Origin of the sequence: Paracoccus hibiscisoli (assembly GCF_005048265.1) — a bacterium.
Taxonomy (GTDB): Bacteria; Pseudomonadota; Alphaproteobacteria; order Rhodobacterales; family Rhodobacteraceae; genus Paracoccus; species Paracoccus hibiscisoli.
Genome location: NZ_SUNH01000005.1, coordinates 109,177 through 129,646 on the forward strand (window position 1 = coordinate 109,177; position 20,470 = coordinate 129,646).

Genomic DNA, 20,470 nt, shown 5'->3' on the forward strand with positions numbered 1-20,470 from the left:
TTGCGTCCCGCGACGGTCCGGGGGGCCAGCCCCCCGGACCCCCCGGTGTCGTGCGGTGGATCAGACCTTGTCCAACAGGGCTTCTCCGGCGCTGACGGTGCAGTTGCCGGGGCTGTCCTCGACGTCGATGGCCTTGATCTCGCCATCCTCGACCAGGGCGGCAAAGCGCTTGCAGCGGCCGAAGAAGCCCACCGGGGGCGCGGTGAAGTCCAGGCCCAGGGCCTTGGTCATGCTGCCATCGGCATCGGCCAGGACCTCGATCCCGGCCTCGGTCGCGCCGGTCTGGTCGGCCCAGGCCTTGACCACGAAGGGGTCGTTCACGGTGATGCAGACGATGCGCAACACGCCCTTGGCGCGGAACGCGTCGGCATGGCGCACAAAGCTGGGCATATGCGCGTTGGTGCAGGTGCCCGTGAAGGCGCCCGGCAGGCCGAACAGGGCGACCTTGCCCTTCATCAGTTCGGCGGTGTCGACGGCCTCGGGGCCGGCCTCGCCCACACGCAGCAAATGGCCCCTGGGCAGTCTGTCTCCGGCGGTGATGGTCATGGAACGCTCCTGAATTGCAACGGATTCGCGGCGACTATAGGGTGCTGCCGACGGACAGGCCAGCAGGGGACGCGGGATGCGCATCGTGATCGTGGGTGGGGGGCAGGCGGCGGCCTCGATGGCGGCGCGGCTGCGGGCCAAGGGGCACGAGGGGCCGCTGACCGTCATCGGCAATGAACCCGCCGCCCCCTATCAGCGCCCGCCCCTGTCCAAGGCCTATCTGCTGGGGCAGATGGGGCTGGACCGCCTGACGCTGCGGGCGCCCGACTGGTGGCGCGATCAGGGCATCGGGCTGCACCTGTCGGAGACGGCGCTGTCGATCGACCCGGCCGCACGGGTACTGACGACCGACCGGGGCACCTATCCCTATGACGCGCTGGCGCTGACGACGGGGGCGGTGCCGCGCCGCCTGCCCGCGGCGATGGGCGGCGATCTGCCGGGCACGCATGTGATCCGCACGCTGGCCGATGTCGACGCGCTGGCCCCGCAGATGCGCGAGGGGCGGCGGCTGGTGGTGATCGGCGGCGGCTATATCGGGCTGGAGGCGGCGGCGGTCGCCCGCAAGCTGGGGCTGGAGGTCACGCTGATCGAGGCCGCGCCGCGCATCCTAGGCCGGGTTGCGGCGGCAGAGACGGCGGATCTGATCCGCGCCCTGCACCGCGCGCATGGCGTCACCATCCTGGAAGGCGCGGCCATCAGCCGCATCACCGGAGAGGCGCAGGCCGACGGCGTGGCGCTGACCGATGGGCGGCAGATCCCGGCGGATCTGGTGATCATGGGCATCGGGGTGCTGCCCGACACGGCGCTGGCCGCGGCGGCGGGGCTGGCGCTGGACAACGGCATCGCCACGGACAGCCGGGGGCGGACCTCGGACCCGGCGATCTGGGCGGCGGGTGATTGCGCCAGCGTGCCGTGGCAGGGCGGCAGGCTGCGGTTGGAGAGCGTGGGCGGGGCCATCGACATGGCGGAATGCGCGGCCGACGACATGTTGGGGCAGGGCCGCGATTATGCGCCCAAGGCCTGGTTCTGGTCCGATCAGTTCGACGCGAAGCTACAGATCGCGGGGCTGAACGCGGGCCATGATCAGGTCGTGACGCGGGCCGAGCAGGGCGATCACACGGCCTCGGTCTGGTATTACCGGCAGGGCAAGCTGATCGCCGTGGATGCGCTGAACGACGCCCGCGCCTACATGATCGGCAAGCGGCTGATCGAGGGCGGCCTCAGCCCCGATCCGGCAGCCATCCCCACGGTGGCGGATCTCAGGGTGCTGCTGTCATGACCGGGTCCGGCCCGTTGGGCGGCCCAGGGGGGTGCGGGGGGCAGGATGCCCCCGGCTGCCACCGCGGGACGCAATCATGAGGATCGTCGGCGGCACGCTGCGCGGCCTGAAGCTGGCCGAGCTGGGCCAAGGCGACCCTGCCGCCCATCTGCGCCCGACGACCGACCGGGTGCGGGAGTCGATCTTCAACCTGCTGATCAACGGCAGCCACGGCAATCCGCTGCCCGGGGCGCGGGTGCTGGACCTGTTTGCGGGGACGGGGGCCTTGGGGCTGGAGGCCCTGTCACGGGGGGCGGCCCATGCGACATTCGTCGATGACGGGGCGCGGGCACAGGCGCTGATCCGGCAGAATGTGGACAAGGCGCGGCTGCAGGGTGCTACGGATCTGCTGCGCCGGGATGCCACCCGGCTGGGGGAGTGCCGGGGGGGTGGCTATCAGGTGGTGTTCCTGGACCCGCCCTATGCGCAGGGCCGCGGAGAACGCGCGCTGGCCTCTGCGATGGACGGAGGGTGGCTGGCGCCCGGCGCGACCGTGGTCTGGGAGGAATCGCGCCCTCCGCTGTTGCCGGCGGCGCTGACCCTGCTTGATCGGCGGGTCTATGGCGATACGGTGGTGACCCTCGCGCGGCTGGCCGCTCCGTCCTGAGGCGGGCGGGATGCGTCCATCCGCGTGGTCGCGGGCCGCGGCAGCGCCTGACGGCGCGGGGCCGCTGCGGTGGCGCCGGGCCTGCCTTCGGCGGCCCGGCGCGGCAGTGCCGGCCGCCGGTGGCGGTCAGGTCGTGCGGGCGATGCTGGCCGCAGCCGCCTCCAGCGCGCCGGTGCCGTGCGGGATGTCCAGGGCGGTCATGCCGGCCTCGATTGCACCAAGCGTGCCCAGAAGGACGCCTGCGTTGCAATGGCCCATATGCGCGATGCGCAGCGCGCCGGTCGGGTCGGGCGCGCCCAGACCCACCCCGAGCGTCACGCCGCATTCCCGCACCGTCCAGGCCCGCAGCGCATCCGCCCCCGGCAGCGTCACCGCCGTGACTGACAGCGCCCGCGCGGCCGGATCGGCCACCGACAGCCGCACACCGCCCGCGCCCACAGACCAGGCATCGACCGCGGCCCAGGTCGCGCGGGCCAGGCGGGCGTGGCGCGACCAGACGGCCTCCAGCCCCTCCTCGTCCAGGATCATCGTCAGCGCCTCGGACAGGGCGAAGATCTGCTGGACGGGCGGCGTGCCGCCCCAGAAGCGCCACAGCGCATCCGCCCCCGCCCGCAGATGCCAGTCCCACCAGGGCGAGGTCAGCGCCGTGCGCCCCCGCGCCGCCGCCCGGTCCGAGAACCACACGAAGACCGCGCCCGGCGGGCACATCATCCCCTTCTGGCTGGCCGCGATCAGCACGTCGACGCCCCAATCATCCATCCGCATCGGCGCGCAGCCAAGCGACGCGATGGCATCCACCACCAACAGCGCCGGGTGCCCCTCCATCGCCGCGCGGATCGCGGGAATGTCGGCCATGGTCGCGCTGGCCGTGTCGGTCTGGCAGACCATTACCGCGCGGATGCGCCCCTCGGGGTCGCGGGACAGGCGCTCGGCCAGGCGGGCGGGGTCGGGGGGCAGGGCGCCGAAATCCAGCCGCTCGACCGTGATGCCCAGGCCCTCGGTCATCTCGGCCCAGGAGCGGCCGAAATGCCCGCTGGTCACGACCAGCGCCAGATCGCCGGGCGCGAAGATGTTGGCGGATGCGGCCTCCCACCCGGCATGGCCGTTGCCGATATAGGGGGCCAGATGCGCCCGCGTGCCAGCCAGCCGCTTCAACTGGGCCATCAGGTGCAGGTTCACCTGCGCCAGATCGGCCCCGTAGATGTCGGGAGACGCGCGATGCGCCGCGTTCAGCACGCGCGCGGGCACCGGAGAGGGGCCGGGAATCGCAATCAGGTCGGGGCCAGGGGGCATCGCAAATCATCCTTCACAACGTGCAAGATCGGTAGGGCCACACCCTGTCCGCGTCAACGGGGGGCGGCCTTGTGGCACGGGGCCGGAACGGGGTATGGCTGGGCCCTGACCAGGAAGGGGCGCGCGCGCCCGCCACCGAAAGGCCCGACGACACCGTGGACCCGCGCCAAGACAGCCCCGCCCGCCTGATCGCCGCCGCCACGCGCGGGGGCACGGTCCCGCCCGGCCCCGACGCCGCCCGCGTGCCCGGCCTGCTGCGGCGGCTGTGGGACGATTACCTGCACCCGCACAAGGGCAAGATGGGCCTGGCGTTCTTTCTGATGACGCTGGAGGGGTCGACCCTGGCGCTGATCAGCTGGATGCTGAAGCCGCTGTTCGACCTGGTCTTCATCGGCCGGCAGGAGGGCGCGATCTGGTGGGTCGGCGGCGCCATCTTTGGCATCTTCGTGCTGCGGGCGGTGACGCTGGTGTCCAGCCGCGCGCTGCTGACGCGGATCTCTCTGTCGGTGTCGACGGCCATGCAGACGCAGTTGCTGGCGCATATCCTGACGCTGGACAGCCGGTTCTTTCGCGACAATTCGCCCGGAGCCATGATCGAGCGCATCCAGGGCGACACGATCGCGGTGCAGGGAGTCTGGGCCACGCTGATCACCGGGGCCACCCGCGACGCGATCAGCCTGGCGATGCTGTTCGGCGTGGCCATGACCATCGACCCGATCTGGACCCTGGGCGCGCTGGTGGGGGCGCCGATCCTGATCATGCCGGCGGCGCTGGTTCAGCGCTACATCCGCCGCAAGATGCGCCAGAACCGCGCCAATGCCAGCCTGCGCGCCACCCGCCTGGACGAGGTTCTGCACGGCATCGCCTCGATCCGCCTGAACCGGGCCGAGGCGGACCAGACCGCGCGTTTCGCGGGCATCGTGGGCCGCATCCGCGATGCCGAGACCAAGGTCGCGGCGACCTCCAGCGTGATCCCGGCGCTGACCGACATCGTCACCGGCATCGGATTCGTCGCCGTGCTGGCCCTGGGCGGCAACGAGGTGATGGAGGGCAACCGCAGCGTCGGCGACTTCATGGCGTTCTTTACCGCACTTGCCTTGGCGTTCCAGCCGATGCGGCGGTTGGGGGGGCTGGCGGGCATCTGGCAGACCGCCGCCGCCAGCCTGGAGCGGATCTATCAGGTGTTCGACACCCGGCCCACCATCGTGTCCGGCCCCCGCCAGACCCCGCCCGAAACCACCCGGATCGCGCTGGACGATGTCTGGCTGTCCTATGACGGGCAGGTGGTGCTGCACGGGCTGTCTTTCACCGCCGAGGCGGGGCAGACCACCGCGCTGGTCGGTCCGTCGGGGGCGGGAAAATCGACGGTGTTCAACCTGCTGACGCGCATGGTCGACCCGGACCGGGGGCAGGTCACCTTGGGCGGCGCGTCGGTCGCGGACTATGACCTGGGGGTGCTGCGCGACCAGTTCTCGACCGTGGCGCAGGAATCGGCGCTGTTCGACGAGAGTCTGCGCGACAATATCCTGATGGGCCGGCCTTCGGCATCCGATGCCGATCTGGCGGCGGCGCTGGATGCGGCCAATGTCAGCAACTTTCTGGACGATCAGCGCACGCTGGACAGCCCCGTGGGCCCGCGCGGATCGGCCCTGTCGGGCGGTCAGCGCCAGCGGGTGGCCATTGCCCGCGCGCTGCTGCGCGATGCGCCCGTGTTGCTGCTGGACGAGGCGACCAGCGCGCTGGACAGCGCCAGCGAGCGGTTGGTCCAGGACGCGCTGGACCGGCTGTCGGCGGGTCGCACCACGCTGGTCATCGCGCATCGGCTGTCGACCATCCGCAATGCCGACAAGATCGTCGTGATGGAGGCGGGCAGGGTTGTCGAACAGGGCAGCCATGACCAGTTGATGGCGGGGGGCGGTGCCTATGCCCGCCTTGTCGCGCTGCAATTCGGAGACCATGAATGACCCGCCAGATCATCCGCCTGACCGGCGAGGACCGCGTGCCCTTTCTGCAGGGGCTGGTGACGAATGACGTGACCCGCGCCCCCTGCTGGGCGGCGATCCTGACGCCGCAGGGCAAGTATCTGGCCGATTTCCTGGTGATCCCCGACGGCGACGCGCTGCTGATCGACGTGGATGCGCGGCTGTCGGATGACCTGATCCGCCGCCTGTCGATGTATCGGTTGCGCAGCAAGGTCGCGCTGGAGGCCGTGGACATGCCCGTGGCCCGCGGCACCGGTCCCGCGCCCGAAGGCGCCGTGGCCGACCCGCGCCACCCGGCACTTGGCTGGCGGCATTACGGGGTGGCGGGCGATGACGGCACCGATTGGGACGCGATCCGGGTGGAGCACTGCATCCCCGAGACGCTGATCGAGCTGATCCCGAACGACACCTATATCCTGGAGGCCGGGTTCGAACGCCTGCACGGCGTCGATTTCCGCAAGGGCTGCTATGTGGGGCAGGAGGTCACCGCGCGGATGAAGCACAAGACCGAGCTGCGCAAGGGCCTGACCACGCTGCGCATCGACGGCGCGGCGCCCATCGGCACGCCCATTACCGCCGAGGGGCGCGAGGTCGGCGCGGTCTTCACCCAGTCCGGCGGGCAGGCCATCGCCCATGTCCGCCACGACCGCGTGGCCCCCGCGATGCAGGCCGGCGAGGCGCGGCTGTCCCCGCTGTGACCGACCCCGCGCCGGGGCCGCGCAAGATCATCCATATCGACATGGATGCCTTCTTCGCCTCGGTCGAACAGCGCGATTTCCCCGAACTGCGCGGCAAGCCGGTGGCGGTGGGCGGATCGGCCGCGCGCGGCGTGGTCGCCGCCGCCAGCTATGAGGCGCGGGTCTTTGGGGTGCGCAGCGCGATGCCCTCGGTGACGGCGGCGCGGCTGTGCCCGGACCTGATCTTCGTGCGCCACCGCTTCGATGTGTATAAACAGGTCAGCCAGCAGATCCGCGAGATCTTTCTGGACTATACCCCCCTGGTCGAGCCGCTGTCCTTGGACGAGGCCTATCTGGACGTGACCGACCATCTGCAGGGCCGCACCGCGACCAAGATCGCGGCCCAGATCCGCGCCCGCATCCGCGAGGCGACGGGCCTGACCGCCAGCGCGGGCGTCAGCTACAACAAGTTTCTGGCCAAGCTGGCCTCGGATCAGAACAAGCCCGATGGGCTGTGCGTGATCACCCCCGAGCAGGGGCCGGGCTTCGTGTTGAACCTGCCGGTGGGCAAGTTCCACGGCGTGGGGCCAGCTACGGTGGCCAAGATGCAGGCCATGGGCATCGCCACCGGGGCCAACCTGCACGCGCAGGACCTGGATTTCCTGTTGCGCCGTTTCGGCAAGGCCGGGCGCTATTACTGGAACATCGCACGGGGAATCGACCACCGCCGCGTCAGCCCCGACCGCATCCGCAAGTCGGTGGGCGCCGAGAACACCTATTCCGCCGACATCATCACGCTGGACGCAGCGCTGGAGGCGCTGGAGCCGTTGGCGGCCAAGGTGTGGGCCGCCGTGGCGCGCCACGATCTGCGCGGGCGGACCGTGACCCTCAAGGTCAAGTTCAGCGATTTCCAGCAGATCACCCGCGCGCGCAGCCTGGGCCACGCGATAGCCTCACAGGACGAACTGCTGGCGGTGGCGCGCGATCTGGCGGCGGGCGTGCTGCCCGATCCGCGCGGCGCGCGGCTGCTGGGCGTGACCCTGTCGGGGTTCGAGACCCCCGATGACGGCCCCGCCCAGCTGTCGCTGTTCGATTAGCGCCAGCGCACCCACCGGCCCGGCCCCTGCGCCGCCAGGATTAGAAGGCCCCCGGCCACGGCCCAGTTCTTGACCACGATGGTGACCTGCCAGGGGTCGGCGCGCAGCTGCCAGTGAAACCAGCTGGTCCCGATGCAATAGACCGCCAGGATCAGCGCCCAGGCCCGCACGCGCGGCCCCAGGATCAGGCACAGCCCCGCGACCAGATTGAAGGCCGCCACCGGCCAGACCAGCGCGCCGGGCAGGCCCAGCCCCTCGATCATGGCGATGACCTGGGCGGGGTCGCGGAGCTTCTGCACCGCGCCGCCGATGAACAGCACCGCGATCAGCAGGCGGCCCGTCAGGTTCAGGGCGGGGTTCATGCGCGGGTCGCGAACCAGTCCTCGGGGACCCAGGCAAAGGCGTCGCCGCGCGATTCCACATGGCCGATGCCGGGAAAGGGCAGATGCGTGCCCGCCACGGCGATCCGGTCGGCGGTGACCATCTGCAGCAGGTTGCGCCGCGTCGTGGCCGCCTGAGCGCCGTCGATGTCAAAGGCGATGCCTGCATCGGGGTGGCGGAACTGCAGCGCGGCCAGCGCGGCCGCGTCGCCCAGGATGACCATCTGCGCATCGCCGTCCGACAGGCGCAATCCGCTGTGCCCCGGCGTGTGGCCGGGCAGGGCCATCACCGACACGCCGCCGCCCAGATCGGCATCGTCCGCGAAGGTCTGGACCCGGTCGCCATAGGCGTCGCGCACGCCCTGGGCCAGCGCGAAGAAGGGCTGAAAATCGGCGGGGGCTGCGGCGGCGGCCTCCTCATCGGTCCAGAAGGCAAGCTCGTCCTGGTGGACATGCAGGCTGGCATTGGCAAAGACCGCGCCCGCATCGCCGATCAGCCCGCCCGCGTGGTCGGGATGCAGATGCGTCATCACGACCCGCCCGATCTGGTCGGGCGCGACGCCGATCGCCTCCAGCGAGGCGGCCAGATGCCCGGTGGTCGGGCCAAAGGCCGAGCCGCCGCCCGCATCGACCAGGGTCAGCTGGTCGCCCTGGCGGATCAGGTGCACGCTGACTGGCACGCGGATGGGCTGGGCGGGGTCCAGATAGGCGGCGCGCAGCGCGGATTGATAGGCCGCGTTGTCCAGGTTTACGATTAGATCCTGCGCGAAATCGAAATGCCCGTCGGCGATGGTGGTGACCGTCATGCCCCCCAGAGCGCGGGTGTGGACCGTGGGCAGGAAGGCGGTCGGGGCGGGTTCCTGGGCAAAGGCCAGGCCACGACCCAGAAAGGGCAGGGCCAGGGCGGCGCCGGTGGCGGTCAGCATCAGGTGGCGGCGGGACAGGGTGGTCACGGGCATCTCCTTCGGGGGCGGTCGGGTTTTGACCGAATCTTCCCGCACAGGCACGGCCTGCACCACGGTTCCCGCGCATCCTCACGCAAAGGTGAGAATGCAAGGCGCCCCGCAGCGGGGCTGCGGGGCGCGCATGCGTCAGGCGGCAGCGATCAGGCGCGTTCGCTGTATTCGAACATCTCGGTGTTGACGATGATCGCCTCGCCCTCGCCGACGAAGGGCGGGATCATAATGCGCACGCCATTGTCCAGGATCGCCGGCTTGTAGCTGTTGGCGGCGGTCTGGCCCTTCACGACCGGCTCGGTCTCGGCGACGGTGCAGGTGACCTTTTGCGGGATCGAGACCGACAGCGCCTCCTCGCCGTAATATTCGATGGTGGCGGTCATGCCGTCCTGCAGGAAGGGGCGGCGGTCGCCCAACAGATCGGCGTCCAGCTCGGTCTGCTCGAACGTTTCGCTGTCCATGAACACCAGCTTGCCGTCGGTCTCGTACAGGAACTGCTGGTCCTTCTGGTCCAGGCGGACGCGCTCGACCTTGTCCTCGCTGCGGAACCGCTCGTTCAGCTTGCGGCCGTCGCGCAGGTTCTTCAGCTCGACCTGGGCGAAGGCGCCGCCCTTGCCGGGCTTGACGTGGCTGACCTTGACGGCGCCCCACAGGCCGCCGTCATGTTCCAGGATGTTGCCGGGGCGGATTTCGTTGCCGTTGATCTTGGGCATGGGATGGGTCTCGTGCGTTTGCGGAAATTTCGGGCCGTCCGGCCGGGGCCAGCCGTTGAACGACAATATCGGCCCCCTATATCGAGGCCTGATGTCACAGGCAACCAGAACGGATCTGCGGCGTTGTCAAGGCGGCACAACACACGCCGCAGCGTCAGCGGTGCAAGGCGGTCACGATTTTTGCCGCAATTTGCGCGGCATGCAGTAAGGACATGGCAGGCATGCGGCTGAGGGGATACCGAATCGGCGTCGATAAGGGCTAAGCCCGCTGGCACCGTCAGAGAAACGGATTCAAGAAACAGGGGGAACGTCAAGTTTCCCCCGCAAGGGCCCTGTTCCCCCAAAGCCGGGCCCCAAGAGATGGACGAAACAAGATGCGCGATTTTGTTGACGGCTCGGCTTTCAATTTCGAACAGGGCCAGCGGGCCCGCAAGCTGTTTGCGGCGGTGGTTCTGGCGGCACTGGATGACGCCATTGCCGATGACAAGAAATACGGCAACGGTCCCGAACAGATCGCCCGGTGGGCGCGGTCGCGCGATGGCCGCGAGGTACTGTCCTGCGCCGGGATCGACCCGAACGAGCGTGTCGTGAAGGGCCTGATGGAATTCGTCTCCAAGGGCGTGCGCACCTCGGTCGCGCTGTCGCGCGAGGAGAGCGAGCGCCGCATGGCCGCCGAGGCCGAAGAGGCCGAAGCCGCCTGAGACCCTGCGCATCGCCGGAACAGGGGCCGTCCTTCGGGGCGGCCTTTGTCGTTACAGGCGGGTGACGACGCGCTGCGAATAAAAATGGCGCACGTCCTCAGCGTGGCACAGCTCGGTCGCGGGGGTCATCACGGCGGCGGATGCGGCGGCGGCGCCCAGGGCCAGCGCCTCGGGGGCCGGCCAATCGCGCGCCATGGCCAGCACGAAGCCCGCGACAAAGCTGTCGCCCGCGCCGACCGCGCTGACCACCCGGACGGGCGCGGCGGCCGCGTGCCACGCACCATCCGGTCCGGCGATGACCGATCCGTCAGCGCCGCGCGCCACGATCACCGATCGGGCGGCCCCGTTGCGCACCAGCCCCGCCGCGAATTCCGCGCTGTCGGCACGGGTGGGCAAGGGGCGTCCGGCCAGGCCCTCGGCCTCGTGGCTGTCCATGCGCAGCACGTCCACCGGGATCGACGACCCCGCCAGCGCGCGCAGCGCATCGCCCGACGTGTCGACCAGCAGCCGCGCCCGCCCGTCCTTGAGGCGCACGGTCAGCATCTGTTCGAACCCCGGCGCGATGCCCGGCGGGTTCGACCCCGACACCACCACCCAGCCCCCGGCCAGGGCGGCCTCGGCGATGGCGGCGATGGTGCCGGCGACCTGGGTCATGTGCCATTCGGGGCCGGGCATGACAAAGCGGTACTGGCCCCCCGTCGCGCGGTCGGTGACGGCCAGCGACTGGCGGGTCTCTCCGGGTGCGGTCAGGCGCAGGATGTCCAGGCCGGATGCCTTGAGCATCTCGGCCATGCGCTGTCCGGTCGCGCCGCCCAAGGCCACCATGGCGGTGGACTTGCCGCCGATGATCTTGATCGCGCGGCTGACATTGATGCCGCCGCCGCCGGGATCGACCACCGGCTTGTCGCAGCGCAGCTTGAGGTCGGGCATCACGCTGTCGGCGGCGGTGGACAGGTCCAGCGCCGGGTTCAGCGTGACGGTCAGGATCGGGGCCTGACCGCTCATCTCATTCCCACCACTGGTCGATGGTGGCGATGTCGTCGTCTGACCAGCCGAAATGATGCGCCATCTCGTGCGTGACGATATGGACCACCAGATCGCCCAGGCTCACGTCCCCGCGCGACGCCCATTCGTCCATGATCGGGCGGCGGTACAGCCAGATGATGTCCGGGCCGGCCGGCTGGTCGCTGATCGACTTCTCGGTCACCGGGATGCCGTCATAGATGCCGGTCAGGTCGAACGGATCGTCGATCTGCAATTCGTCCAGCACGTCGTCGGGGGCGAATTCGGCGACGCGGATGGCGACCTGGGCGGCGGCTTCGCGAAATTCGGGGGGCAGGGTGGTCATGGCGTGCCGGGCCATGGCCTCGATCTCGGCCGCGTCGGGGGCCGTGCGGCCGTTCCAGTCACTCATTCCAGCGCCTCCTGCATGGTCCCCCCGATATGGACAAAAATGCCCGTCTGTGAAAGAGCAACAGCAACAGGAGACGCCCAATGACCATCACCCGTTTCGCGCCATCGCCCACCGGCCACATCCATGTGGGCAACCTGCGCACCGCGCTGTTCAACTATCTGATCGCCCGCAAGACCGGCGGCACCTTCATCCTGCGCCTGGACGACACCGACCAGGAGCGCAGCAAGCAGGAATATGTCGACGGCATCCAGCGCGACCTGGAGTGGCTGGGCCTGCACTGGGACCGGGTCGAGCGTCAGTCGCTGCGCATGGACCGCTATCGCGCCGAGGCCGAGGCGCTCAAGGCGTCGGGCCGCCTGTATGAGGTGTTCGAGACCCCGGTCGAGCTGGACCTCAAGCGCAAGAAGCTTTTGAACATGGGCAAGCCGCCGGTTTATGACCGCACCGGCCTGTCGCTGTCGGATGCGGACCGCGACCGCCTGCGCGCCGAGGGGCGCGAGGGATACTGGCGCTTTCTGCTGGAGCAGGAGCGGATCGAATGGACCGACGGCATTCTGGGCGACATCTCGATCGACGCGGCCTCGGTCAGCGATCCGGTGCTGATCCGCGCCGACGGGCAGGTGCTGTACACCTTCGCCAGTTCGGTGGACGACACCGACATGGGCGTGACGGATATCGTGCGCGGGTCCGACCATGTGACGAACACCGCGACCCAGATCCAGATCATCCAGGCCATCGGCGGCACGCCCCCGCGTTTCGCGCATCATTCGCTGCTGACCGGCGCCAAGGGCGAGGAGCTGTCCAAGCGCATCGGTGCTCTGTCGCTCAAAGACCTGCGCGAGGCGGGCGTGGCGCCCGAGGCGCTCCTGGGTCTGATGGCGCGTCTGGGGTCGGGGGTGCCGGTGGGGCTGGCCTCGCTGGAGGAGCTGGCGCAGGCCTTTGATCTGGGACAGTTTGGCGCGTCTCCGACCAAGTTCGATGCCGAGGACCTGTGGCCGCTGACCCGCGAGCGCAACCAGTCGCTGCCCTTTGCGGCCGTCGCCGAGCGGATCGCGGCTCTGGGCGTGCCCGACGATCAGGCCGAGCGGTTCTGGCGCGTCGCGTCCCAGAACATCACCCGGCTGGACGATCTGGCCGATTGGTGGCGCATCTTCAACGAGGGCGCCGAGCCGCAGATCGACCCCGAGGATGCCGATTTCATCGCGCAGGCCATGACCCTGCTGCCCGAGGGACCGTTCACCGACGCGACCTGGGGCGAATGGACGGCCGCGGTCAAGGAGGCGACCGGCCGCAAGGGCAAGGGCCTGTTCATGCCGCTGCGCAAGGCCGTGACCGGCCAGGCCCACGGCCCCGACATGTCGGACGTGATGCCGCTCTTGCGCGTGGTCAAGGCGCGCGCCTGATTGCGTCCCACGACGGCGGGGGGCCTGCTGCCCCCCGCACCCCCCGCCCCGCGCGAGACGCCTCCGGGTCGCGCGGAAAAACCCGTCGAAACCGCTTGACGCCCCCGCGGCATTCTTTTAGATCGCCGCTACTCTGTGGCGGAGTAGCTCAGTTGGTTAGAGCAGCGGAATCATAATCCGCGTGTCGGGGGTTCGAGTCCCTCCTCCGCTACCAAGACCCTCCTCACAATCGTCTGTTCAGATTGAACGCCCTGACATGGCGGTCAGTGGCGATTTTCCGCTGTCCGTCGGATGTCTTGAGGCGGGCACGGGTTTGATGAGCCGCCTTGGGGTTCGTCACGTATCGTCCGGGGCACATGATGCGCAGGCTTTCGTGATACAGTTCTGTTCCTTGACGAGATGCGCCTGATGAAGGCGCTGGATCGAGCCGTCGTGAGCCCTCGGGCTAAGGGCAATAGCTAGGGTCAGGACTCGTTCTTGATCACAGCCAGAACAGGACGGTTGCGGCCAATGCGATTGCGGAGAGGTAGGTTTCCGGGCACCTGTCGTAACGCGTGGCGGCACGTCTGCAGTCCTTCAGACGACCGAACATGATCTCGATGCGATTGCGGCGTTTATAGCGGCGCTTGTCGTATTTCACGGTTTTCTTGCGGGACTTCCGGCCGGGAATGCAGGCTTTTATCCCTCTGTCCTGCAACGATTTTCGCAGCCAGTCAGCATCATAACCCCGGTCCGCCAGGAACCAGTCGGCCTGCGCCAGACTGTCCAGAAGCGGCGCCGCTCCGGTGTAGTCGCTGACCTGTCCTGCCGACAGGAAAAACCGGATAGGTCTTCCTGTCGCATCGGTGACAGCGTGCAGCTTTGTGTTCCGTTCTCGGGCAAAACTGTCCACTGGACAGTTTCTTTCTCCCTCGAACCCTTTCGTTCGACCGATCAGACGTCCGCGCGTGTCATCGGACCCCCCTTTTTGGCGCGCAGGCTACAAGCCGTGCGATGCGCCTTCAGATACGTGGCATCGATCATGATCGTCTTGGGATCGGCGCCTTCGGCGGCCAGACCGACCATGATCCGCGCGAAGACCCCATTATCGCTCCAACGCTTCCAGATGGGATGGTTGCCGCCCTCTCCGGACGGCATCGCGATGTGCCAAGATCGTGGTGTTCAACGCCACGCAAGGGAGAGGACGGCGAGATGAAGGATATTATGATCGGGGTGGATTTGGCCAAGCAGGTTTTCCAGCTCCACGGTGCACAGAGGAGTGGCGAGATTGTGTTCCGCAAGAAGCTGTCGCGTGACCAGTTTCAGGGCTTCATGGCAGCGCAGCCTGCCTGTCTGGTGGTGTTCGAAGCCTGCGGCAGCGCACATCACTGGGCGCGTCAAATGGCGGTGCTCGGTCATGACGTCAAGCTGATCGCACCGCAATACGTGCGCCCTTTTGTGAAGCGCCAGAAGAATGACGCTGCTGATGCCGAGGCTATCGTGATCGCTGCGCGGCAGCCGGAGATGTGCTTTGTGATGCCCAAAACAAAGGAGCAACAGGCCAAGGCCGTCGCATTCCGGAGCCGCGAACGGCTCGTCCACCAGCGCACAGAGCTTGTGAATGCGCTCCGTGCCGTGTTCTATGAATATGGACATGCCTTTCCGATCGGCATCGCTCATCTGAAGCGGATGGAAGCCGTGGTCGAAGGACCGGGCATCGACCTGCCTGAGCTTGTCATCGATGAATGCCGTGATCTGCTGGCGCAGATTGCCGAGAAAACAGAAAGAATTGCGGCGAAGACCAAGACGCTGAAGGCACTTGCGGCCCAGACCGAAACCGCACGCCTCCTGCAAACGATGCCTGGCGTCGGCCCTTTGACGGCGCTGGCGGTCGAGGCCTTTGCGCCCGACATGGCGGAATTCAAAAGCGGCCGAAACTTCGCGGCGTGGTTGGGGCTTGTCCCGCGCCAAAACTCCTCCGGAGGCAAGGCGCGGTTGGGGCGTCTATCGAAAGCTGGCCAGAGCGATATCCGGCGCCTGCTGATCATCGGCGCGATGACCAGGACCACGGGGGGCGCACGCAGAAGGATTGCGGCTGATGGTTGGATTGGGCGGCTTCTGGCGCGCAAGCCAGGGATGTTGGTCGGGATCGCACTGGCCAACAGGATGGCCCGGCAGATCTGGGCCATGATGACACGGCGCCAAGCCTACAGGGATCCGGCGGTGGTGGCTGCGGCATGAACATCATGACGTGATCGCTCCTCACGGATGAAGGGGAGTGTGAGAAGCCGACGACCTTGAATGGGCACAACGATCGAACAGATCCGGATCAGGAAAACCAGGACAATCGCCAGAGCCAGACAGCTCGGCTTCCAGATCAGGACCTGATCCGCTGATCACCATACCGGCCCGCGGCTTCTGAAAGTGCCGCACCGAGAGGCCTGAAAGAAGACCGCACTCGATCACTTGCCGACAGGGACGAAAGCCTCTTGCATTACGGGCGGCAGCCAAAGAAGCGATTGTAGAGCGTCTTGGCCGGTCCGTATTCTCCGTTCGGGCATTCTCTCGAACCGGTGGCGTTCATGCCCTCACCATCGCACCATCGCACCATCGCAGGCCATTGCGATTGATGAAGATAATGCCGCTCAGAACCCGCAGATCATCGACTCGCGGAGGGCCGTGGGACTTCGGGAAAGAACGGGCGAAGACGCGCCATCTGCGCCTCCGTCAGCCAGAAGAGGTTGCTTATTGATCAGGTCTCCTTGCGGCGGCCTGAACCATCCAAAGAGCGTAAAATCAATGGGTCTGGGGTCTAGCGAAAACAGCCGTTCCAAGATGATCGCCGCCGATCTGACGCCGGATCGGGTAGACGGTGAGCGTGTGGGCGCCACCGGTCCGAGAGAACCCGCGAACGGACGCCATCTGCCGACAGGCCGCCAGCCGTCTTGGACGCATGGGCCTGCGCCGACGACGTCACCCTGAAGTTTTCATGCCTTTGGAAGGTTATAGCGGTGCCATCGGTTTAAGCCTGATCGTCCTGCATCATCCCGCCGGCGAGGCCAGCCTGTCGCTATGACAGGGCCGGAAAGCTCCAGCATCCGGTAGCCAAGGTCGAAAGGCGGCGCAACCTCAGGTGAACCCTTGTTGTGGACGAAGGACCAATGTGGGGCAGGTGAAGCCCGGCGTATGGTCGGTTGGCTACGGTCGCCCGCGTGGAGCATGACCCCGCGATTGACGGCCCGGCACCCGGCACGGGTGACCGGCAACGTCGCGTTGGGTTTGTCATGCCGGATGCAGGTCGCACGAGCGGCAGGGCGAGCCTGAGGCGTTGGTCGGGAAACCGGTCGGTCCGGGTTCGGTAAACAGCCGCGGAATTCGGCACAACGCGATGGCGGAGCGCGAATCTGAACCAACGGCAGTCGTCTGCGTGCTGTCCATGTCCGACGCGTCAGTCGTAATCCGGCCAGCCGCAGGGCAATCCGGCCAGTCGCCAGGTTCCCGAGAGGCCTTAGGGCCTTGCCCTGTTACGAGAGCCCGATTCCCGTGACCGGCGCGCCCTCGTTTCAGCCGGCTAGGGGCGCGAAAGTGCCCGTCTAGGCGATTTGCATGAAGGCTTGTTCATGGCCCGCCTGATTTCGTTGAGCCAGTGGTGTGTGCCGTATCCAAGTGCTCGCCATCACCCTTTGACGTGTCGCCGGGTTTGGGCCGCGCCCCGAGGGCATGGGGTCGACTCGGCCAAAGGCGCCTTGCAGGCCTTGGGCTGATGCGCCTTCCGCGCCATCGCGCCTTGGGTTGCGCTCGGAAGGGGTCTGCTCATATCCATCCGTTGCGATCTTGTGGCATGGCCGCGACAGGGCCCCCTGATCGGCCGCAATGCGGTCTCGGCATCGTATGCGGGGCGCGCCTGCAGCCGCGCCGCTTCGGGACGGAAAAGTGGCCTGCCAGCCATCTGACCCCACGTTTGGATGCGCATGATGGAATTGTCCTTGGCGCGGGCGGTGCGTAATCTTGGCGCCAATCGACCATCAGGGACCGAACTCATGAAGCCAGCCTCCGCGCCCCGCAGATCCGTCCTGCCCGTCCTGGTCCTGGCCCTTCTGGCCGCGCTGGTGATCGCCGCCGTCTGGTGGGCGACGCGTCCCGGTCCGCTGCTGATCCAGGGTGAGGTCGCCGCGCCGCGTGTCGATGTGTCGGCCCGGACCTCGGGGCGGGTCGTGCGGATCGACGCCGATCTGGGCCAGCGCGTCGAGGAGGGTCAGCCCATCGCCGGGCTGTCGAACCCGCAGCTGGTGACCGCCCATGCCGCCGCCGCCTCGGGCCTTGAGGTCGCGCGCGCCTCGGAGGCCGCGGCCGGCGCCACCCGCCCCGAGGTGATCCGCGCCCGCGAGGCCGAGCTGGCCGCAGCCCAGGCCGACCTGCGTCTGGCCGAGGAGCAGCTGGGCCGCGACACTGGCCTGTCGCAGCAGGGGTTGCGCCCGCAGGCGGCGCTGGACCAGTCCACGCGCAACCTGGATGCCGCCGCAGGCCGGGTCGAGGCCGCCGAGGCGCAGCTGGACCTGGCCCGCGCCGGGGCCTCGCCCGAGGAACGCGATGTCGCGGCCGCCCAAGTCGCCCAGGCCGAGGCCGCATTGGCCCAACGCCAGGCGGATCTGGACGAGCTGGAGATCTTTGCACCCCTGTCCGGCGAGGTCTCGGGCCGGATGATCGAGCTGGGCGAGAATGTCGGCCCCGGCGCGCCGCTGTTCACCATCGTCGATCTGGACCAGGCCTGGTTCACCTTCAACCTGCGCGAGGATCTGCTGGCGGGGCTGGAGATGGGCGACCGGCTGACCATCCGCATCCCCGCCCTGGACCGTGAGGCCGAGGCCCAGATCACCCTGATCAACGTGCAGGGCCAGTTCGCCAGCTGGCGCGCCACCCGCGCGACGGGCGATTTCGACCTGCGCAGCTTTGAACTGCGCGCCCGCCCGGTCGAACCGCTGGAGGGCCTGCGCCCCGGCATGTCCGCGCTGATCCAGCTGGACCGCTAGGGCCATGCTGGCCGTCATGGCACGCGAAATCCGCCTGCTGCCGCGCCGCCCGGCACTGGCGGGGCTGGTGATCGTGCTGCCGGTGATCATGCTGCTGGTTCTGGGCGGCATCTTTCGCGCGGGCATTCCCACCGGCATGGCGGTGGCGGTGATCGACTTGGACCGCTCGGATCTGTCGCGGGCCGTCACGCGGATGCTGGACGCCGCGCCCGAACTGACCGTGACCCATCGCGCCTCGGACTTGTCCGAGGCGCGGTCGCTGATCGTGTCCGGCGCGGTGCGCGGCGCGGTCCTGATGCCGCCCGATCTGGAACGCGACCTGATCCGCGGCGATCGCCCCGAGATCGTCACCTTCTACGACAACCAGCACATGAGCGCCGGATCGCTGGTCGCCCGCGGCGCCCGCAATGCCATCGACACCGCGCTGGCCGGGCTGCGCCTGTCGGTGCGCCAGGGCCAGGGAGAGGCGCCCGTGCAGGCGATGGTCGCCCTGCAGCCGATCCCGATGCAGGCGCATGCCCTGTTCAACCCGGCCTTCGACTATGTGCATTTCCTGCTGGCCGCGCTGATCCCCACGGTGCTGCAGATCATCGCCGCCGCCGCGACCGCCTATGCGGTATCGCTGGATTTCGGGCCGGGGCGGCATCCGCGCGTGCTGATGCGCATGGGCGGGGGCATCCTGCCTGCGATGCTGGGCAAGATCCTGCCCTATACAATCATCTTCCTGCTGATCCTGGGCCTGTCGGATGTGGCGCTGTACGGCTGGCTGGCCGTGCCTTTGCGCGGGTCGCTGTGGCTGATGGCGCTTGGGGCGGTGCTGTTCGTGCTGGCCTCGCAGATGATCGGGGCGCTGGCCTTCGTGCTGACCCGCGACATGGGCCGGGCGGCCAGCATGATCGCGCTGATCACCGCGCCCGCCTTCGGCTTCATGGGCCTGGGTTTCCCGCGCGAGGCGATGTCGACGCTGGCCCAGGCCTGGGGCGCGGCCATTCCCGGCACCTGGTATGTGCAGCTGCGCATCGACCAGTCGCTGCGGGCGACGCCCCTGGACATATCCGCCATGTCGGTCCTGTGGCTGGCGGTGATCGCGGGCGTTCTGGCGGCGCTGATCCTGGCGCAGCTGTCGCGCCTGGCCCGGCAGGAGGCCGCGCCATGAGCCCGCTTGCCACCGCCTTTCGCGCGGAACTGGCCGCCGTGCTGGGCGACAAGCAGGTGCGGATGATCGTGCTGCTGGCGCTGATCCTCTATGCGGTGATCTATCCGCTGCCCTATCGGGCCGAACTGCTGCGTGACGTGCCGGTGGTGCTGGTCGATCAGGACGGCTCGACCGCATCGGCCGATCTGGCGCGGCGCGTGGACGCGTCGGAGGCGGTCGCCCTGACCCACCGCGCCCCCGACATGGCCGAGGCCACCCGGCTGGTCCACGAACGCCGCGCTTACGGCGTCATGCTGATCCCCGACGGGTTCGAACGCGCCCTGCTGCGCGGCGATCAAAGCCCCGTCGCGCTTTATGCCGATGCCAGCTATTTCCTGATGTATCAGCGCGTGATGCAGGGCGCCGCCGTGCCCCTGCGCCAGATGGGCGCCGAGATCGAGGCCGGGCGCCTGATCGCCCAGGGCACGCCCCGCGCCGTGGCCACCGCCCAGGTCAGCCCCGCCGTCCAGGTCGAGGTGCCGCTGTTCAACCCCGCCGCCGGTTACGCGACCTATGTGCTGCCCGCGGCCTTCGTGCTGATCCTGCAGCAGACGATGATGATGGGCCTGGCGCTGGCCGCGACCCGGCGGGGGCCGCTGCCCGGCCATCCGGTCTGGCGGCTGATGGGCCGGGCGGGGGCGTGGCTGGCGATCTGGGCGGGGCTGCTGCCGATCTATCTGATCGTGCTGCCGGTCCTCTATGGCCTGCCGATCCTGGGCGGGCCGGGGGCATTGATGATGCTGGGCCTGCCCTTCGTGCTGGCGGCCGGGTTCCTGGCGCAGCTGGTCGCGGCGCTGTTCCGGTGCGGAGAGGTCGTGCAGGTCGTGCTGCTAGCGCTTGGGCTGCCGTTCTTCTTTCTGTCGGGCTTTGCCTGGCCGGTCGAGGCGATCCCGGCGCATCTGAACGCGGTGGCGCAGCTGATCCCCTCGACCCCGGCCATCGACGGGCTGGTGCGGGTGACGCAGATGGGCGCGACCCTGCCGCAGATCGCGCCGGTCCTGTGGCATCTCTGGGCGCTGGCCGGAGGGCTGGGCCTGACCGTGCTGGCGGTCGAGACGCGCCGCACCGCGCGGCAAGGCCACCGGCTGCCCACCTGACGGGCAAAGGGGTGTTTGCGAAACCGCGTGGCCTGCCCTAGGCAGGGCACCAGCACTGCCCGGCCCCGGAAGGACCCGCACC

At 68.6% G+C, this 20,470-nt stretch carries 18 protein-coding genes, 1 tRNA gene and 2 pseudogenes; 12 read left to right on the forward strand and 9 right to left on the reverse strand.

Annotation, left to right across the window (positions count from 1 at the left end; translation table 11 throughout):
- Window positions 1-60 precede the first annotated feature (60 nt).
- The gene (locus tag FA740_RS03385) at window positions 61-546 is read right to left on the reverse strand and encodes a peroxiredoxin (protein ID WP_136855374.1); all 486 of its coding nucleotides are present in this window, start codon (window positions 544-546) and stop codon (window positions 61-63) included.
- 76 nt (window positions 547-622) lie between these two features.
- On the opposite strand from FA740_RS03385, the gene FA740_RS03390 reads away from it, so the two are divergent.
- Both FA740_RS03390 and rsmD read left to right on the forward strand, forming a co-directional pair.
- Complete coding sequence (locus tag FA740_RS03390; RefSeq protein WP_136855375.1) at window positions 623-1,825, forward strand: NAD(P)/FAD-dependent oxidoreductase; 1,203 nt, start codon at window positions 623-625, stop codon at window positions 1,823-1,825.
- A 76-nt stretch (window positions 1,826-1,901) separates the two neighbouring features.
- Window positions 1,902-2,471, forward strand: a complete 570-nt coding sequence (rsmD, locus tag FA740_RS03395; protein ID WP_136855376.1) for a 16S rRNA (guanine(966)-N(2))-methyltransferase RsmD — start codon at window positions 1,902-1,904, stop codon at window positions 2,469-2,471.
- A 126-nt stretch (window positions 2,472-2,597) separates the two neighbouring features.
- On the opposite strand, the gene FA740_RS03400 is transcribed toward rsmD, so the two are convergent.
- Window positions 2,598-3,764 (reverse strand): pyridoxal-phosphate-dependent aminotransferase family protein, encoded by a 1,167-nt coding sequence (locus tag FA740_RS03400; protein ID WP_136855377.1) that lies wholly within the window; start codon window positions 3,762-3,764, stop codon window positions 2,598-2,600.
- Window positions 3,765-4,063: 299 nt separating this feature from the next.
- On the opposite strand from FA740_RS03400, the gene FA740_RS03405 reads away from it, so the two are divergent.
- From FA740_RS03405 to dinB, 3 genes are read left to right on the forward strand one after another with little or no spacing between them, the layout of a single operon-like run.
- On the forward strand, window positions 4,064-5,728 hold the full coding sequence (locus FA740_RS03405) for an ABC transporter ATP-binding protein (protein WP_136855486.1): 1,665 nt from the start codon (window positions 4,064-4,066) through the stop codon (window positions 5,726-5,728).
- Window positions 5,725-6,444, forward strand: coding sequence for a CAF17-like 4Fe-4S cluster assembly/insertion protein YgfZ (gene ygfZ, locus FA740_RS19875; RefSeq protein ID WP_136855378.1), 720 nt, complete (start codon window positions 5,725-5,727; stop codon window positions 6,442-6,444). Before FA740_RS03405 ends, ygfZ begins: the two co-directional genes overlap by 4 nt.
- Entirely contained in the window at window positions 6,441-7,520 is a 1,080-nt protein-coding gene (dinB, locus tag FA740_RS03415) for a DNA polymerase IV (protein ID WP_246053451.1), read from the forward strand. The genes ygfZ and dinB overlap by 4 nt, the downstream gene beginning before the upstream one ends.
- On the opposite strand, the gene FA740_RS03420 is transcribed toward dinB, so the two are convergent.
- The 3 genes from FA740_RS03420 to efp form a co-directional block, all read right to left on the reverse strand.
- Window positions 7,517-7,882: a DoxX family protein gene (locus tag FA740_RS03420; protein ID WP_136855379.1), complete on the reverse strand. Its 366-nt coding sequence runs from the start codon at window positions 7,880-7,882 to the stop codon at window positions 7,517-7,519. The genes dinB and FA740_RS03420 overlap by 4 nt on opposite strands.
- A complete protein-coding gene (locus FA740_RS03425) occupies window positions 7,879-8,853 on the reverse strand; it encodes an MBL fold metallo-hydrolase (protein WP_246053452.1) in 975 nt (324 codons plus the stop codon). Before FA740_RS03425 ends, FA740_RS03420 begins: the two co-directional genes overlap by 4 nt.
- A gap of 152 nt (window positions 8,854-9,005) precedes the next feature.
- Entirely contained in the window at window positions 9,006-9,569 is a 564-nt protein-coding gene (gene efp, locus FA740_RS03430; RefSeq protein ID WP_136855380.1) for an elongation factor P, read from the reverse strand.
- A 374-nt stretch (window positions 9,570-9,943) separates the two neighbouring features.
- Here efp and FA740_RS03435 point away from each other — a divergent pair, with 374 nt between their 5' ends.
- Complete coding sequence (locus FA740_RS03435; RefSeq protein ID WP_042251710.1) at window positions 9,944-10,270, forward strand: DUF6280 family protein; 327 nt, start codon at window positions 9,944-9,946, stop codon at window positions 10,268-10,270.
- 51 nt (window positions 10,271-10,321) lie between these two features.
- Here the strand turns inward: FA740_RS03435 and FA740_RS03440 are convergent, their stop codons facing one another.
- Both FA740_RS03440 and FA740_RS03445 read right to left on the reverse strand, forming a co-directional pair.
- Window positions 10,322-11,275, reverse strand: a complete 954-nt coding sequence (locus FA740_RS03440) for a 1-phosphofructokinase family hexose kinase (RefSeq protein WP_136855381.1) — start codon at window positions 11,273-11,275, stop codon at window positions 10,322-10,324.
- A 1-nt stretch (window position 11,276) separates the two neighbouring features.
- Complete coding sequence (locus FA740_RS03445) at window positions 11,277-11,684, reverse strand: metallopeptidase family protein (RefSeq protein WP_136855382.1); 408 nt, start codon at window positions 11,682-11,684, stop codon at window positions 11,277-11,279.
- Window positions 11,685-11,764: 80 nt separating this feature from the next.
- Between FA740_RS03445 and gltX the strand changes: the two genes are divergently transcribed.
- On the forward strand, window positions 11,765-13,087 hold the full coding sequence (gene gltX, locus FA740_RS03450) for a glutamate--tRNA ligase (protein WP_136855383.1): 1,323 nt from the start codon (window positions 11,765-11,767) through the stop codon (window positions 13,085-13,087).
- 137 nt (window positions 13,088-13,224) lie between these two features.
- Window positions 13,225-13,301 (forward strand) — tRNA-Met (locus FA740_RS03455).
- A gap of 267 nt (window positions 13,302-13,568) precedes the next feature.
- On the opposite strand, the pseudogene FA740_RS03460 reads toward FA740_RS03455, so the two are convergent.
- Window positions 13,569-14,191: pseudogene (locus FA740_RS03460) on the reverse strand (IS5 family transposase); the annotation flags it as partial.
- 87 nt (window positions 14,192-14,278) lie between these two features.
- Between FA740_RS03460 and FA740_RS03465 the strand changes: the two are divergent.
- Window positions 14,279-15,307, forward strand: a complete 1,029-nt coding sequence (locus tag FA740_RS03465; RefSeq protein WP_136855384.1) for an IS110 family RNA-guided transposase — start codon at window positions 14,279-14,281, stop codon at window positions 15,305-15,307.
- A gap of 271 nt (window positions 15,308-15,578) precedes the next feature.
- Here the strand turns inward: FA740_RS03465 and FA740_RS20475 are convergent.
- Window positions 15,579-15,815, reverse strand: a pseudogene (locus tag FA740_RS20475) (hypothetical protein); the annotation flags it as partial.
- A gap of 1,291 nt (window positions 15,816-17,106) precedes the next feature.
- Here FA740_RS20475 and FA740_RS03475 point away from each other — a divergent pair.
- Genes FA740_RS03475 through FA740_RS03485 form a run of 3 tightly spaced genes read left to right on the forward strand, consistent with a single transcriptional unit; the run spans window position 17,107 to window position 20,388 of the window.
- A complete protein-coding gene (locus tag FA740_RS03475; protein WP_136855385.1) occupies window positions 17,107-18,096 on the forward strand; it encodes an HlyD family secretion protein in 990 nt (329 codons plus the stop codon).
- Window positions 18,097-18,112: 16 nt separating this feature from the next.
- Window positions 18,113-19,252 (forward strand): ABC transporter permease, encoded by a 1,140-nt coding sequence (locus FA740_RS03480; protein WP_169306204.1) that lies wholly within the window; start codon window positions 18,113-18,115, stop codon window positions 19,250-19,252.
- Window positions 19,249-20,388: an ABC transporter permease gene (locus FA740_RS03485; RefSeq protein ID WP_136855387.1), complete on the forward strand. Its 1,140-nt coding sequence runs from the start codon at window positions 19,249-19,251 to the stop codon at window positions 20,386-20,388. The genes FA740_RS03480 and FA740_RS03485 overlap by 4 nt, the downstream gene beginning before the upstream one ends.
- The last annotated feature ends 82 nt before the right edge of the window (window positions 20,389-20,470 follow it).